This window comes from Streptomyces sp. NPDC107562, assembly GCF_055657325.1.
Map to the genome: position 1 here is coordinate 170333 of NZ_JBVKBE010000004.1, position 15230 is coordinate 185562.

At 72.3% G+C, this 15230-nt stretch carries 13 protein-coding genes; 6 read left to right on the plus strand and 7 right to left on the minus strand.

The window, feature by feature from the left end:
• Positions 1–9 precede the first annotated feature (9 nt).
• Together ACZ7LV_RS15055 and ACZ7LV_RS15060 are read right to left on the minus strand one after the other, a co-directional pair.
• Positions 10–2187 (minus strand): helix-hairpin-helix domain-containing protein, encoded by a 2178-nt coding sequence (locus ACZ7LV_RS15055; protein ID WP_471939480.1) that lies wholly within the window; start codon positions 2185–2187, stop codon positions 10–12.
• On the minus strand, positions 2184–3170 hold the full coding sequence (locus tag ACZ7LV_RS15060) for an aldo/keto reductase (RefSeq protein ID WP_471939481.1): 987 nt from the start codon (positions 3168–3170) through the stop codon (positions 2184–2186). The genes ACZ7LV_RS15055 and ACZ7LV_RS15060 overlap by 4 nt, the downstream gene beginning before the upstream one ends.
• A gap of 181 nt (positions 3171–3351) precedes the next feature.
• Between ACZ7LV_RS15060 and ACZ7LV_RS15065 the strand changes: the two genes are divergently transcribed.
• On the plus strand, positions 3352–4407 hold the full coding sequence (locus ACZ7LV_RS15065) for an LLM class F420-dependent oxidoreductase (protein ID WP_471939885.1): 1056 nt from the start codon (positions 3352–3354) through the stop codon (positions 4405–4407).
• 227 nt (positions 4408–4634) lie between these two features.
• Entirely contained in the window at positions 4635–5423 is a 789-nt protein-coding gene (locus tag ACZ7LV_RS15070; RefSeq protein ID WP_471939483.1) for a ferritin-like domain-containing protein, read from the plus strand.
• A 12-nt stretch (positions 5424–5435) separates the two neighbouring features.
• On the opposite strand, the gene corA is transcribed toward ACZ7LV_RS15070, so the two are convergent.
• Positions 5436–6431: a magnesium/cobalt transporter CorA gene (gene corA, locus ACZ7LV_RS15075; protein WP_471939485.1), complete on the minus strand. Its 996-nt coding sequence runs from the start codon at positions 6429–6431 to the stop codon at positions 5436–5438.
• Between the two features lie 62 nt (positions 6432–6493).
• On the opposite strand from corA, the gene ACZ7LV_RS15080 reads away from it, so the two are divergent.
• From ACZ7LV_RS15080 to mshC, 4 genes are all read left to right on the plus strand, one after another.
• Positions 6494–7180, plus strand: a complete 687-nt coding sequence (locus tag ACZ7LV_RS15080) for a histidine phosphatase family protein (RefSeq protein WP_471939486.1) — start codon at positions 6494–6496, stop codon at positions 7178–7180.
• A gap of 122 nt (positions 7181–7302) precedes the next feature.
• Positions 7303–7893, plus strand: a complete 591-nt coding sequence (locus ACZ7LV_RS15085) for a DUF3090 domain-containing protein (protein WP_471939488.1) — start codon at positions 7303–7305, stop codon at positions 7891–7893.
• A complete protein-coding gene (locus ACZ7LV_RS15090; RefSeq protein WP_471939489.1) occupies positions 7857–8675 on the plus strand; it encodes an SCO1664 family protein in 819 nt (272 codons plus the stop codon). Before ACZ7LV_RS15085 ends, ACZ7LV_RS15090 begins: the two co-directional genes overlap by 37 nt.
• Positions 8676–8788: 113 nt before the next feature.
• Entirely contained in the window at positions 8789–10018 is a 1230-nt protein-coding gene (gene mshC, locus ACZ7LV_RS15095) for a cysteine--1-D-myo-inosityl 2-amino-2-deoxy-alpha-D-glucopyranoside ligase (RefSeq protein WP_471939491.1), read from the plus strand.
• 52 nt (positions 10019–10070) lie between these two features.
• Here the strand turns inward: mshC and ACZ7LV_RS15100 are convergent, their stop codons facing one another.
• From ACZ7LV_RS15100 to glpK, 4 genes are all read right to left on the minus strand, one after another.
• The gene (locus tag ACZ7LV_RS15100) at positions 10071–11024 is read right to left on the minus strand and encodes a PAC2 family protein (protein WP_471939493.1); all 954 of its coding nucleotides are present in this window, start codon (positions 11022–11024) and stop codon (positions 10071–10073) included.
• A gap of 167 nt (positions 11025–11191) precedes the next feature.
• Complete coding sequence (locus ACZ7LV_RS15105) at positions 11192–11863, minus strand: FadR/GntR family transcriptional regulator (protein WP_401677869.1); 672 nt, start codon at positions 11861–11863, stop codon at positions 11192–11194.
• Positions 11864–12011: 148 nt separating this feature from the next.
• Entirely contained in the window at positions 12012–13628 is a 1617-nt protein-coding gene (locus tag ACZ7LV_RS15110; protein ID WP_471939495.1) for a glycerol-3-phosphate dehydrogenase/oxidase, read from the minus strand.
• A gap of 49 nt (positions 13629–13677) precedes the next feature.
• Positions 13678–15219 carry a glycerol kinase GlpK gene (gene glpK, locus ACZ7LV_RS15115; RefSeq protein WP_471939497.1) on the minus strand — a complete coding sequence of 514 codons (1542 nt, stop codon included), beginning with the start codon at positions 15217–15219 and terminating at the stop codon, positions 13678–13680.
• Between the last annotated feature and the right edge of the window lie 11 nt (positions 15220–15230).

Consider the following 15230-nt stretch of genomic DNA (forward strand, 5'->3'; position numbering starts at 1 on the left):
CGCCGCTGGTCAGCCCTCCGCCGGGAGCTGCGCCTGAAGCAGTTCCGCCAGGCGCGTCGTCCGGGGTCTGGGCAGGACCTCGGCGACCGCCCTCGGCAGGGCCTGGTCGACTCCGTGGACCACGGACAGATGGCGTTCCGCGCGGCCGAACGCCGTGTACACCCAGGGGCGGCTCAGTGCCTGGGCGGCGTCGCCGGGCAGCACCGCGACCACCGCGGGCCAGCGCGTCCCCACCGCCTGGTGCGCGGTCAGGGCCCAGCCGTGCCGTACGGACTGCTCCACCCGCTCCTGCGGTACGACCACGGTGTCCCCGGCGCACGACAGGTGCAGTCCCTCGGCGTCGGCCCCGACGACATGGCCCGGGAGCGTACGGCCCGGCGCGGGGGAGTAGGCGACACGGTCCCCGGGGTCGAAGCCGCCGAAGCGCCCGGGGCCGGGGTTGAGCCGTTCCTTCAGCGCGACGTTCAGCGCCCGCGTCCCCGCGGCGCCCCCGTGCCCCGGCGTGAGGACCACCGTCTGCTCCGGGGGCACGCCGATCGCCCGCGGCACCGAGTCGGCGACGAGCTGCACCGTCCGGTGCACCGCCTCGCCCGCGTCCCGCACCGGAACGATCACGACCTCCTTGCCGGGCGCTTCGACGGCGAGCAGCTCACCCACGCCGATGCCCGAGACCAGTTCCCCGAGCGGCCCGGGATCCGGCTGCCGTGAGGCGACGGAGGGACAGCCGCGCACCGCCAGCAGATCCGCGAAGACCCGTCCGGGGCCGGTCGACCACAGCACGCCGGGATCCCCGGCGAGCACCAGGCGGGCCCCGTCCGGCAGCGACTCGACCAGCAGCGCCGCCGCCTCCACGTCGAGCTGGGGCGCGTCGAGGACGACGAGCAGATCGAGGTCGAGCGCGCCGTCGGCGTCCCGTCCGGGCCCCTCCGCCCCGGCCGACAGCCCGGCGACGGTCGTCACACCGGCCTCGACCCCCTCCAGCCGCGCCGCGAACCGATCGCGGCCGTCGGGGCCGTGCGCGGCGGCCCAGACGCGCAGGCCGAGCCCCTGCGCCGCCCGCACGAGGTCCGCGACCTCGCTGCGGGACGCCTCCCCGCCGGTGTGCAGCACCAGCCCGTGCCCGGCGACGGCCCGGATCAGCTCGGCCGCGGCGCCCCGCGCACCGCCGGCCGCCCGCTCCCACGCCTCGCGCGAACCGTCCTCCTTGGGCACGGAGTTGATCAACCGGGCCAGACCGTCGGCCAGGCTCTCCTCGGCGAGCGCGTACCGCTCCAGCCCGACCAGGACCCGGACGGGACCTTCCGCGTCCTCGTCCGAGGCGGTCTCGCCCCCCGCCGCGCCCTCGTCCTCGTCCTCGGTCTCGGTCTCGTTCTCGTCCAGCCCGTCCTGGAAGGCCAGGGCGTCCCCCTCGGCGAGCGCGCCCTGCACGGCCTGCGCGGGGTCCGGCACCCCGCGCTGGGTGAGCGCGGCGCTCAGCGCGGGCATCTCCAGCGCGGTGTGCCCGGCGAGCGCCGCCTGGTCCAGGAGCCACACCGTGACCGCGCGCCCGCGCCGCTCGTCGCCGGGCCCGCACTCCGGCCCCAGCAGGGCCCGCGCGAAACCGTCGGCCTGCTCGGGACGCACCCCGGCCACGCGCAGCAACTGCCAGGGATCGGCGCGCAACCGCTCCTCCGCCCCCTCACCGAGGACGGACGCGACCTGCGCGGCGAGCGCTTCGGGAGCACCCCCCTCGCCCAGCACGCGCCGCACCCCCTCGACGGCCTCCGGCGCGGGCACCCCCACGGCCACGGGCGCCACGGGCTGCGTCCGCCGTACCGGCTCGGGGGCCTGACGCCGGGCCGGCGGCTCCTCGAACACCGTCGCGGGCGGCTTCGCCCCGCTCTCCACCGCGCGTACCGCCGCGAGCAGTTCGGCCGCCTGGCCGCTGAGCTTCGCACCGGCGTCCACGGGCGCCTGCTTCTCGGCCTTGCGCCGCGCGATCCGCTCCCGCTCCACCCGCTGGGCCGCCAGCTCCGCCTCGGCCTCCGAGGGCCCGCCGGTCCGCCCGGCCTCGGCGTCGCCGGCCGCCGCCTCACCGGTCCCCGCGTCCGCGGCGCCCGCCCCCTCAGTGGCCCCGGTCTCCGTGGCGTCGGGCTTCCTCGGCTCGGTGCCCTCGGCGTCCCCGGCGGTCTCCGGCTCCGTGCTCACAGCGTGCTCCAGTCGTGATCGGGATAGCGGTGCACGGGCGCCGACACGTCGTCGAGCGCCCGGCAGATCTCGTCAGGAAGACTAAGGGCCTCCACTGACAACGCCGCCGTGAGCTGCTGCGCGTTGCGCGCGCCGACGACCGGCGCCGCCACCCCCGGTCTGTCCCGCACCCAGGCGAGGGCCACCTGGAGCGGCGTGACCGCCAGCCCGTCCGCCGCCGTCGACACGGCGTCCACGATGCGGCTCGCGGTGTCGTCGAGATACGGCTCGACGAACGGCGACAGATGGTCCGAGGCGCCCCGGGAGTCCGGCGGCAGCGCGTTGCCCCGGTACTTGCCGGTCAGTACCCCGCGCCCCAGCGGCGAGGAAGGCAGCATCCCGATGCCGAGGTCCAGCGCGGCCGGCAGCACCTCCCGCTCGACGCCGCGCTGGAGCAGCGAGTACTCCATCTGCGTGCTCGCCAGCCGGGTCCGGGTCCCGGGCGCGGCCAGCTGCCAGGTTCCCGCCTTGGCCAGTTGCCAGCCGCAGAAGTTGGAGACGCCCGCGTAGCGGACCCGACCGCTGCTCACCGCCAGGTCCAGTGCCTGGAGCGTCTCCTCCAGCGGGGTCTGCGGGTCGAAGGCGTGGATGTGCCACACGTCGACGTAGTCCGTGCCGAGCCGGGCGAGCGAGGCGTCCAGCGCGGCCAGCAGATGGCCCCGCGACCCGTCGAACCGCCGGTCCGGGTCCGGCACGCTCCCGGCCTTGGTCGACAGCACCAGGTCCCGGCGCGGCACGAGTCCTTCCATGAGCCGGCCGAGCAGGTACTCCGACTCACCGTTCCCGTAGACGTCCGCGGTGTCGACGAGGGTCCCGCCCGCCTCCCAGAACGTCTTCAGCAGGTCCGCGGCATCATGTTCGTCGGTGTCCCGCCCCCAGGTCAGGGTGCCGAGTCCGATCCGGGACACACGCAGGCCGGTACGGCCGAGATGCCTCTGCTCCATGTCCGCCGAGATTACTGGCCAGAACTGGTGCCGTGGGTTGCCTGTGGACAACCGATTCACTTGATCCGGGCCCGAGTTCCCGACCGGCGCGCCCGCGGGGCCACCGTGCCCTGGGCGATCCCCGTGCCCCACGCTAGTGTCGAGGCCACAAGGGACGTTACTGATGAGTAAGGGGAAGGCCATGCAGCTCGGGATCAACCTCGGCTACTGGGGCGCCGGAATGGACGCGGACAACCTCGCCGTGGCCCAGGAGGCCGACCGCCTCGGATACGCCGTCTGCTGGGCCGCGGAGGCGTACGGCTCCGACGCCGCCACCGTGCTCAGCTGGGTCGCGGCCCAGACGGAGCGCATCGACGTCGGCTCGGCCATCTTCCAGATCCCGGCACGCCAGCCCGCGATGACCGCGATGACCGCCGCGACCCTCGACTCGCTGTCCGGCGGCCGCTTCCGCCTCGGCCTCGGCGTCTCCGGCCCGCAGGTCTCCGAGGGCTGGTACGGCGTCAAGTTCGACAAGCCGCTGGCCCGCACACGCGAGTACGTCGAGATCGTCCGCAGGGCCATGACCCGCGAACGTCTCAGCTACGACGGCGAGCACTGGACCCTGCCCCTGCCCGGCGGCCCCGGCAAGCCGATCAAGCTCACCGTCCACCCGCAGCGCGAGCACATCCCGCTGTACATCGCCGCGATCGGCCCCAAGAACCTCGAACAGACCGGTGAGATCGCCGACGGCGCCCTGCTGATCTTCCCGTCCGCCGACCATCTGGAGGACACCGCGATCAGGCACCTGCGCGCGGGGCGTGAGAAGGCCGGGAAGACGATGGACGGCTTCGACGTCTGCCCGACGCTGCCTCTCGCCGTCGGCGACGACAAGGACGTGAGCGCCCTCGCCGACACGTTCCGCCCCTACACCGCCCTGTACGTCGGCGGCATGGGCAGCCCCAAGCAGAACTTCTACAACCAGCTCGCCCGCCGCATGGGCTACGAGAAGGCGGCCGCCGAGATCCAGGAGAAGTACCTCTCCGGCGACAAGCAGGGCGCCGCGGCCGCCGTACCGCACGAGCTGATCGACCGGACCACGCTGCTCGGCTCCGTGGAGCGCATCGCCGACCGGATGAAGGCGTACGCGGCGGCCGGCGTCACGACGCTGTCGCTGGCGCCCGCGGGCTTCACGCTGGAGGAGCGGCTCACCTCGCTGCGGGCGGGTTCCGAGGCGCTGGAGCGGGCCGGACTCGCGTAGGGCGGCCGTACACCGCCGAGGAATTCCCTACGGCCGTGGTGGGGGCTCGGGGGTCTTCCCCGCCACGGCCGTCACGGAGAACAACGCGCTCGCCCGCGCCCGGTTACGCTCCCGACGCGCGGTCGTCGGTCCGTCTTTCGGCGGAGTTGTCCCGCACAGCTGTTGCCGTGGGCCCTCGTGGGCATTTGACTCGTTCTTTGCGGAATTCTGCAGAGAGGTGCTCTCAGATGCTTTCGGCCAAGAGTCTGTTCCAGGAGATCCTCGACCACGACCAGTCGTTCCGGCTGTTCTGCTCCATCGCGGCCAGCGGTGAGGCGCAGGGCGGCTGGGAGAACGCCCGTATCGCCGCGCTCGTGCCCGCGAGCGAGCGCGCCCTCGCCCCCAAGATCACCCGTCACGGCGCGGACGAGGACAAGCACGGGCGGATCTTCAACGCGCTGCTGCGCAAGCGCGGCCTCGAACCCGTCGAGGTCCCGCCCGAGACCGACTACACGATGCTGCTGGAGAAGCAGGGCATCGGCCTCGCCCACGAGAAGCTCAAGGCGGACCAGCCGCTCACCGTGGCGGACATCATCACCTACCTCGCCCACAGCCGGGTCACCGAACAGCGCGCCGCCGAACAGATGATGATGCTCGGGAAGCACTTCGCGGACCACCCGGTGCTCGGCAGGGCGGTCCGGATGATCTCCCAGGACGAGGACAGGCACCTCGCCTACACCCACGAGGAACTGCTGCGCCTCGCGGCCGCCGGGCACGGCCGGGACATCCAGCACGTCCTGCGCGTGAGCGCGCTCGCGGAGATCCGTGTCTACCGGGACGTCAGCCTCGCGGTCATGGCCCACATGGGCCGCATCCTCGGCTGGTCCCGTCCCAAGGCCGCGGTGCTCGCGTTCGGCATCCACGCCGTGTACGGGTACGAGCGGCTCGGCGGCTGGCGGCGGATGGTGAGCCTGAGGATGCCGGAACGCCGCGACGCCCTCGGCGGCCCGGCCACGAGCACCCCCGAGTTCGCCTGACGTCCCGGCTCCTCACATCCAGCCCCGCTGCTTGAACGTCCGGTAGAGGAGGACCTCCAGGACGGCCATGACCGCGATCACCGCCGGATAGGCCCACACCCAGTGCAGTTCCGGCATGTGCTCGAAGTTCATCCCGTAGATCCCGGCGATCATCGTCGGGATCGCGGCCATGGCCGCCCAGGCGGAGATCTTCCGCATGTCGTCGTTCTGCCGGACGCTCATCTGCGCCAGATGCGCCGACAGGACGTCCGACACCAGACGGTCCAGGCCCTCCACCGACTCGTTCACGCGCGTGAGGTGGTCGTTCACGTCACGGAAGAAGGGCCGCGCCTTCGCGTCGACGAACGGCACGGCACTCCCCAGGGTGCCCACCGCCGCCAGCCGGTTCAGCGGCATGGTCAACGGCCCGGTGGCCCGGCGGAACTCCATGATCTGCCGCTTGAAGCCGTAGATCCGCGACGCCGAGTGCCGTGAGCCGCCGCTGTCCGGCGAGAAGACCTCCGACTCCAGTTCCTCCAGGTCGGTCTGCAGTTCGGCCGAGACCTCCAGATAGTGGTCCACGGTCGCGTCGGCGATGGCGTACAGCACCGAGGTGGGGCCCTTGCCGAGCAGTTCCGGCTCCTGTTCCAGCCGACGGCGCACGGCGGCCAGCGGAGAGCCCACGCCGTGACGGACGGTCACCACGAAGGCGTCCCCGATGAAGATCATGACCTCGCCGGTGGAGACCGCGTCGCTCTCTGGCTCGTAGACCACCGGCTTGAGGACCATGAACAGGGAGTCGTCGTACACCTCCAGCTTGGGCCGCTGGTGTGCCTTCAGGGCGTCCTCCACGGACAGGGGATGCAGCGCGAACTCCTCGGTGACCAGCGAGAACTCCCGCTCGCTGGGCTCGTGCAGACCGATCCAGACGAATCCGCCGACCGAGCGCGCCTCGGCGAGGGCGTCCGACAGGTCCTCGGGTCCCTCCGTCCGGTGTCCGTCACGGTAGATGGCACAGTCGACGATCACGGAGCGTATTCTCCCGTCGCCGCCGGGACGTCGCACCCGGACCTGCGCCTACCCTGGGCCGCATGCCCACGCTGATCCTCGTCCGGCACGGACGTTCCACCGCCAACACCGAGGGATTGCTCGCCGGCCGGACCCCCGGCGTCGCCCTCGACGAGCGCGGTACCGCGCAGGCCGCCGCGCTGCCCGGCCGGCTCGCCGCACTGCCCATCTCCGAGGTAGTCACCAGTCCGCTGCAACGGTGCGAGGAGACCGTGCGGCCGCTGCTCGACGCCCGCCCCGGGCTGCGCGCGCACACCGAGGAGCGGATCGGGGAGTGCGACTACGGCGACTGGTCCGGGCGCAAGCTCGCCGAACTCAAGGACGAGCCGCTGATGGAGGTGGTCCAGGCCCACCCGACGGCGGCCGCGTTCCCGGGCGGCGAGTCGATGCGGCAGATGCAGCACCGCGCCGCCGAGGCGGTGCGGGAGTGGAACGCGCGCGTGGAGCGCGATCACGGCGCCGACGCCGTGTACCTCATGTGTTCGCACGGGGACGTCATCAAGTCTCTCGTCGCCGACGCACTCGGACTTCATCTCGACCTCTTCCAGCGGATCTCCGTAGAACCGTGTTCCATCACCGCGATCCGTTACACCCGTCTCAGGCCGTTTCTCGTACGCCTCGGCGACACCGGCGACTTCGCGTCGCTGGCGCCCCGCGAGGAGCCCGCGGGCGGGGACGCACCGGTGGGAGGCGGTGCGGGCGCACCGTGATCGTCGGCCGCAGTAGGGTGAAGCGGTCGCAGTAACGCCGTACTTGTCCGCAGCCGAGCGTCCGCACGGCGGCCGGTCGGTCAACGAAGTCGAAGTCGACCCACGATCAATGGAGACAGGACGTGTCCCGTCAGGTGTTCCTCTACGACCCCCCGGAGCGCTTCGTGGCCGGCACGGTCGGACTGCCCGGGCGCCGTACCTTCTTCCTCCAAGCCACCGCCGGCCCCCGGGTGACCAGCGTGGCCCTGGAGAAGACACAGGTCGCAGCGCTCGCCGAGCGCATGGACGAACTGCTCGACGAGGTGGTGCGGCGCAGCGGCGGAAGCGCCGCGGTACCGGCCATGGCACCCAGCGAGATCGCCGACAGCGCCCCGCTGGAGACCCCCATCGAGGAGGAGTTCCGCGTCGGCACGATGGCTCTCGCCTGGGACGGCGACGAGCAGCGCATGATCGTCGAGGCGCAGGCGCTGGTGGAACTCGACGCCGACACCGACGAGGACCTCGCCGAGGCCGAGGAGCGGCTCCTGCAGGACGAGGAGAACGGGCCCCCGATGCTGCGGGTCCGGCTCACCGGCGCGCAGGCCCGCGCCTTCGCCAAGCGCGCCCTCGACGTCGTCAACGCCGGCCGGCCGCCGTGCCCGCTGTGCAGTCTGCCGCTCGACCCGGAAGGACACGTATGCCCGCGCCAGAACGGATACCGCCGCGGAGCCTGACCTCCGAGGAACTGCTCACCACCGGTGAGCTGACGGTGCGCGGACGCATCCGTGAAGCCTCCAACGCGGCGCTGTACTGCACCCTCACGCTCGACGGGCAGGAGGCGACCTGCGTCTACAAGCCGGTGGCGGGGGAGCGTCCCCTGTGGGACTTCCCCGACGGGACCCTCGCCGGGCGCGAGGTCGCCGCGTACGTCCTGTCCGAGGCCACCGGCTGGGACCTGGTCCCGCCCACGGTGCTGCGCGACGGGCCGTACGGCGAGGGCATGTGCCAGTTGTGGGTCGAGGCGCTGCCGGACGCCGAACTGCTCGCCCTGGTCGACGCCGAGGAGCCCGCACCGGGCTGGAAGGCGATCGGGTTCGCCGAGGTCGGCGACGGGAAGACGGCGCTGCTGGTGCACGCCGACGACGAGCGGCTGCGGCGGCTCGCCGTGCTCGACGCCGTGATCAACAACGCCGACCGCAAGGGCGGCCACCTGCTCCCGACCTCCGGCGGGCAGTTGTACGGCATCGACCACGGGGTCACCTTCAACGTCGAGAACAAGCTGCGCACGCTCCTGTGGGGCTGGGCGGGCGAGCCGCTCACCGCCGAGGCCGTGGCGGTCCTGCGGCGGCTCCAGGGAGAGCTGAAGGAGGGCGGGGCGCTCGCCGAGCGGCTGGGCGCGCTGATCACCGGCGCCGAGATCGAGGCCACCCGCGCGCGGGTCGCCGCACTGCTGGCCACCGGGGTGCACCCGGAGCCGGACGGTCAGTGGCCGGCGATCCCGTGGCCGCCCGTGTGACGGCCCGGCGCGGCGCCGACCGCACAACCCGCAAGATCGCGCAAGAGGGCCTTACCGGCCATCCGGCCTGGTCCGGTTCGTATACGGAACTTCAGTCCGGTTAGGCTCAGGACATGCATGCCTGGCCCGCTTCCGAGGTCCCCGCCCTGCCTGGCAAGGGCCGCGACCTGAGGATCCACGACACCGCGACCGGGGGCCCCGTGACCCTCGCTCCCGGCCCCGTCGCCCGTATCTACGTCTGCGGCATCACCCCGTACGACGCGACCCACATGGGTCACGCGGCGACCTACAACGCGTTCGACCTCGTGCAGCGCGTGTGGCTCGACACGAAGCGGCAGGTCCACTACGTCCAGAACGTGACGGACGTCGACGACCCACTCCTGCAGCGCGCCGACCGTGACGGCCTCGACTGGGCCGCCCTGGCCGAGCGCGAGACCGCGCTGTTCCGCGAGGACATGACCGCGCTGCGGATGCTGCCCCCGCGCCACTACATCGGTGCCGTCGAGGCGATACCCGGCATCGTGCCGCTGGTGGAACGGCTGCGCGACATGGGCGCCGCCTACGAACTCGACGGCGACATCTACTTCTCCGTCGACGCCGACCCGCACTTCGGTGAGGTGTCCCACCTGGACGCCGCGGCGATGCGGCTGCTCTGTGCCGAGCGGGGCGGCGACCCGGAGCGCCCGGGCAAGAAGGACCCCGTCGACCCGATGCTCTGGATGGCGGCCCGCGAGGGCGAGCCGAGCTGGGACGGCGGCTCGCTGGGCCGTGGCCGGCCCGGCTGGCACATCGAGTGCGTCGCCATCGCCCTCGACCACCTCGGGATGGGCTTCGACGTCCAGGGCGGCGGCTCCGACCTCGCCTTCCCGCACCACGAGATGGGCGCCTCCCACGCCCAGGTGCTGACCGGCGAGTTCCCCATGGCCAAGGCGTACGTGCACGCCGGGATGGTCGCCCTGGACGGCGAGAAGATGTCCAAGTCCAAGGGCAACCTCGTCTTCGTCTCCCAGCTGCGCCGGGACGGCGTCGACCCCGCCGCCATCCGGCTCTCGCTGCTCGCCCACCACTACCGGACCGACTGGGAGTGGACCGACCAGGTGCTCCAGGACGCCGTGGAGCGGCTCGGCCGCTGGCGCGCCGCCGTCTCCCGGCCCGACGGGCCGGGCGCGGACCGGCTCGTGGAGGAGCTGCGCGAGGCCCTCGCCGACGACCTGGACTCCCCGGCCGCGCTGGCCGCCGTCGACCGCTGGGCGGCCGAGCAGCAGGAACGGGGCGGCACGGACCCCGGCGCCCCCGGCGTCGTCTCCCGTGCGGTGGACGCGCTGCTCGGCGTGGCGCTGTAGCGACGACGGTGGGCCGCCGCCTCCCCGCGGAGGCGGCGGCCCACCGTCGTGCTCACTCGTCGGACGAGTCCTCGTCCTCGTTGCTCGGCTTCGGCGGGCGCTTGTCCCGCAGGTACGGAGGGCCGTCCCCGCCGTCCGTGGCGTGTCCGCCGGGCGGGGTGCCGCCGCCGTCCCGGCGCCGCAGATACCGCTCGAACTCACGGGCGATCGCCTCGCCCGACGCCTCCGGCAGCTCCGCGGTGTCGCGGGCCTCCTCCAGGGTCTGCACGTACTCCGCGACCTCGCTGTCCTCGGCGGCCAGCTGGTCCACGCCCGTCTGCCAGGCCCGCGCGTCCTCGGGCAGCTCGCCCAGCGGGATGCGCAGGTCGATCAGGTCCTCCAGGCGGTTGAGCAGGGCGAGCGTGGCCTTCGGGTTGGGCGGCTGCGAGACGTAGTGCGGTACGGCCGCCCAGAGCGACACCGCCGGCACGCCCGCGTGCGTGCACGCCTCCTGGAGGACGCCGACGATGCCCGTGGGGCCCTCGTACTTGGTCTCCTCCAGGTTCATGCGCTGCGCCAGGTCCGCGTCGGACGTGGTCCCGCTGATCGGGACCGGACGCGTGTGCGGGGTGTCACCGAGCAGGGCGCCCAGGATCACCACCAGCTCCACGCCCAGCTCGTGCGCGAAGCCGAGCAGCTCGTTGCAGAACGAGCGCCACCGCATGGACGGTTCGATGCCGCGGACCAGGACCAGGTCACGGGGCTTCTCGCCGCCGACCCGGACCACCGACAATCTGGTCGTCGGCCAGGTGATCTTGCGCACACCGGCGTCCATCCACACCGTGGGCCGGTTCACCTGGAAGTCGTAGTAGTCCTCGGCGTCGAGCGCCGCGAACACCTCGCCCTTCCACTCCCTTTCCAGATGCGCGACCGCGGTGGAGGCGGCGTCGCCGGCATCGTTCCAGCCCTCGAACGCGGCCACCATGACCGGGTCGATCAGCTCGGGAACCCCCTCGAGCTCGATCACCCAGCGCCTCCTTCCGACGTGCCCTCGCCTGACGTCCCAACCTTACGGCGTGCGGCGGGGGCGCCCGCAGCCCCCTTGCACGGGGGAGTGAACGGATCACTGCCCCGTTCACCTGCCCCGGACACCCCGCGATTCATCCGAGCTGTTCCCCTTTCGTACACCTGTGCTCACAGCGAATCGCGCAGCCACTGCTCCACGCTCGCGATGTGCACCGTGGCCCAGGAGCGGGCCGCCTCCGCGTCCCGGTCGCGCAGCGCGGCGAGGATCGCCCGGTGCTCGTGCAGGGTGCGGCTGACCGCGTCGCGCTGGGTCAGGCCACGCCAGATCCGGGCCCGGGTGGTGGGCCCGGACAGGCCGTCGAGCAGGGAGCACAGCACCGAGTTGCCCGACGCCTGCACGATGCTGCGGTGGAACTCCAGATCGCAGGCGACGAGTTCCTCGACCGAGGGCGCACCGCCGAGCGCGTCCAACTGGGCGGTGAGCACGTCCAGTTCCCGCTCGCCGATGCGCGCGGCCGCCATCGCCGTCGCGGCCGGCTCCAGGATGCGCCGCACGGCGAGGAACTCCAGCACCGTGTCGTCGCGGTGGAAGTCGACGACGAAGCTCAGTGCCTCCAGCAGCAGTTGGGGGTCCAGACTGGTCACGTAGGTGCCGTCGCCCTGGCGCACGTCCAGGATCCGGATCAGCGACAGCGCGCGCACGGCCTCCCGCAGCGAGTTGCGGGACAGGCCCAGGTCGGCGGCGAGCTCGCTCTCCTTGGGCAGCCGGTCGCCGGGCCGCAGCGCGCCGGAGACGATCATGCCCTTGATCTTCTCGATCGCCTCGTCCGTCACTGCCATGGCCGGCCTCCCTGTCGCCCAGACCTCCGAGGTCTTCGCCACATTATGCGGCCTCACCAGCGGCGACGGCCCGCTCCGCGGCTCCTCGTGACGGGCGCGCGCAGGGGGCGGCTCCCTCGGCGGGGAGCCGCCCCCTGGGTCGTAGCGGCTACTTCTTGTCGAGCAGGTCCTGGACCTTCGCGCGGACGTCGTCGGTGGCGAGGCCGCGGATCGTCAGGGTCGTGCGGCGGCGCAGCACGTCGTCCGCGGTCTGCGCCCACTCGTGGTCGCGGGCCCAGACGACCTGCGCCCAGATCTCCGGCGCGTCCGGGTGCACCCGCCGGGCGAGCTCCGGGTCGTCGTTGGCGATACGGGCGATGTCGAAGGCCAGCGAACCGTAGTGCGTGGCCAGGTGCCTGGCCGTGTCGGCCGCCATCCGCGGGCCGGGGGCCGGGCCGTCGACCAGGAGCCGGTGGGCGACCGCGCGCGGGTTGGCGACACCCGGCAGCGGCAGCTTCTTCGGCAGCGAGGAGATCGGCTCGAAGTCCTCGCCCAGCGGGTGTCCGGGCAGCGACTCCAGCTTCTTCATGATCGTGCGGCCGATGTGGCGGAAGGTCGTCCACTTGCCGCCCGCCACCGACAGCATCCCGCCGCGTCCCTCGGTGACCACCGTCTCGCGCTTGGCCTTGGCGGTGTCGCCGGGTCCGCCGGGCAGCACCCGCAGACCCGCGAAGGCGTAGGTGATGAGGTCCCGGTCGAGCTGCTGGTCGCGGATGGAGAAGGCCGCCTCGTCCAGGATCTGGGACATGTCCCGCTCGGTGACCGCGACGTCCGCCGGGTCGCCGTCGTACATCTCGTCGGTGGTGCCCAGCAGCAGCATGTCCTCCCAGGGGAGGGCGAAGGTGATGCGGTACTTGTCGATCGGGGTGGCGAGCGCGGCCTTCCAGGGGGCGGTGCGCTTCAGGACCAGATGCGCGCCCTTCGACAGACGGATCGACGGGGCGGCATTCGGGTTCTCCATCCGGCGCAGGTGGTCCACCCAGGGACCGGTCGCGTTCAGCACCAGGCGGGCGTCGACGCCGAACTCGTCGCCGGACAGGCGGTCGCGCAGTTCGGCGCCGGTCACCCGGCCCTGGGTGAAGCGCAGGCCGGTGACCTCGGCGTGGTTGAGGACGACGGCGCCCGACTCGACGGCCGCGCGGACCGTCATCAGCGCCATGCGGGCGTCGTTCATCTGGTCGTCGCCGTACACGGCCACGGCCTTGAGGTTCTCGGTGCGCAGCTCGGGCACGTCCGCCTGCGCCTTGGCGGGGGAGAGCAGGTGGCCGACACCGTCGCCGAAGGCGGACAGCATCGAGTACGCGAACACGCCCGCGCCGAGCTTCGCGGCGCCGTGCGGGCCGCCCTTGTACACGGGGAGGTAGAAGGTGAGCGGGTTCGCCAGGTGGGGTGCCACCTGGCGGGAGACCGCACGGCGCTCGAAATGGTTCTCCGCCACCAGCTTCACCGCGCCGGTCTGCAGGTAGCGCAGACCGCCGTGGAGCAGCTTGGAGGAGGCGGAGGAGGTGGCTCCGGCGAAGTCGCCGGCGTCGACCAGGGCCACCCTGAGGCCGGACTGCGCGGCGTGCCAGGCGGTGGAGATGCCCAGGATGCCGCCGCCGATCACGAGAAGGTCGTACGACGCCTTGGAGAGCTGCTCCCGGGTCTCGGCGCGGCTCGGGTTCGAGCCGGAGGCCGGGTGCGTACCCAGGGCAGGCACGGACTGCAGGGTGGACTGGCTGGTCATGTGGGGTTCTTACTCCTCGTCAGCCGACGATGCGTCGGCACTCGTCGGATCAGCTCTCGTCTTCGTCGAGCCAGCCCATGGTCCGCTCGACGGCCTTGAGCCAGTTCTTGTACTCACGGTCGCGGTCGCCCGCGTCCATGCGGGGGGTCCACTCGGCGGCCCGGCGCCAGTTGGCGCGCAGGTCGTCGGTGTTGTTCCAGAAGCCGACGGCGAGACCGGCGGCGTAGGCGGCACCGAGGCAGGTCGTCTCCGCGACCATCGGGCGCACCACGGGGGCGTCCACGAAGTCCGAGAGCGTCTGCATCAGCAGGTTGTTGGAGGTCATGCCGCCGTCGACCTTGAGGGCCGTCAGCTCCACGCCGGAGTCCTTCGTCATGGCGTCGGCGATCTCCCGCGTCTGCCAGGCGGTGGCCTCCAGCACGGCGCGCGCGAGATGTGCCTTGGTGACGTACCGCGTCAGACCGGCGATCACACCGCGGGCGTCGGAGCGCCAGTACGGGGCGAACAGACCGGAGAAGGCCGGGACGAAGTAGGCGCCGCCGTTGTCCTCGACGGTCAGCGCGAGCGTCTCGATCTCGGCGGCCGTGGAGATCAGGCCCATCTGGTCGCGCATCCACTGCACCAGCGCACCGGTGACCGCGATGGAGCCCTCGAGGGCGTAGACCGGCTTCTGGTCGCCGATCTGGTATCCGACGGTGGTCAGCAGGCCGCTGTAGGAGTTGATGATCTTGTCACCGGTGTTCATCACCATGAAGGTGCCGGTGCCGTACGTCGACTTGGTCTCGCCCTCGGAGAAACAGGTCTGCCCGAACAGGGCCGCCTGCTGGTCGCCCAGCGCCGAGGCGACCGGGATGCCGCCGAGCAGGTCGCCCAGCTTGCCGCCGGTGATCTCGCCGTAGACCTCGGCGGAGGAGCGGATCTCCGGCAGCATCGCCAGCGGGACGCCGATGGACTCGGCGATCTTCTCGTCCCACTGCATGGTGTGCAGGTTCATGAGCAGGGTGCGCGAGGCGTTGGTGACGTCCGTGACGTGGTGGCCGCCGTTGACGCCGCCGGTCAGGTTCCAGATGACCCAGGTGTCCATGGTGCCGAAGAGGATGTCGCCCGCCTCGGCGCGCTCCTTGAGGCCCTCGACGTTGTCGAGCAGCCAGCGGGCCTTGGGGCCGGCGAAGTAGGAGGCGAGGGGGAGGCCCGTCTCGCGGCGGAAGCGGTCCTGGCCGACGTTGCGGCCGAGCTCCCGGCACAGGGCGTCGGTGCGGGTGTCCTGCCAGACGATGGCGTTGTGGACGGGCTCACCGGTGTTCCTGTCCCACAGCACGGTGGTCTCGCGCTGGTTGGTGATGCCGATGGCCTTGATGTCGTCGCGGGTGATGCCGGCCTTCTCGACGGCTCCGGCGACGACCTCCTGGACGTTGGTCCAGATCTCGGTGGCGTCGTGCTCGACCCAGCCCGGCTTGGGGAAGATCTGCTCGTGCTCCTTCTGGTCGACGGAGACGATCCGTCCGTCCCGGTCGAAGACGATGCAGCGGCTGGAGGTCGTGCCCTGGTCGATGGCTGCGATGAAGGGGCCGGCCGTGTGGGCGTCGGTCACTGTGTGCTCCT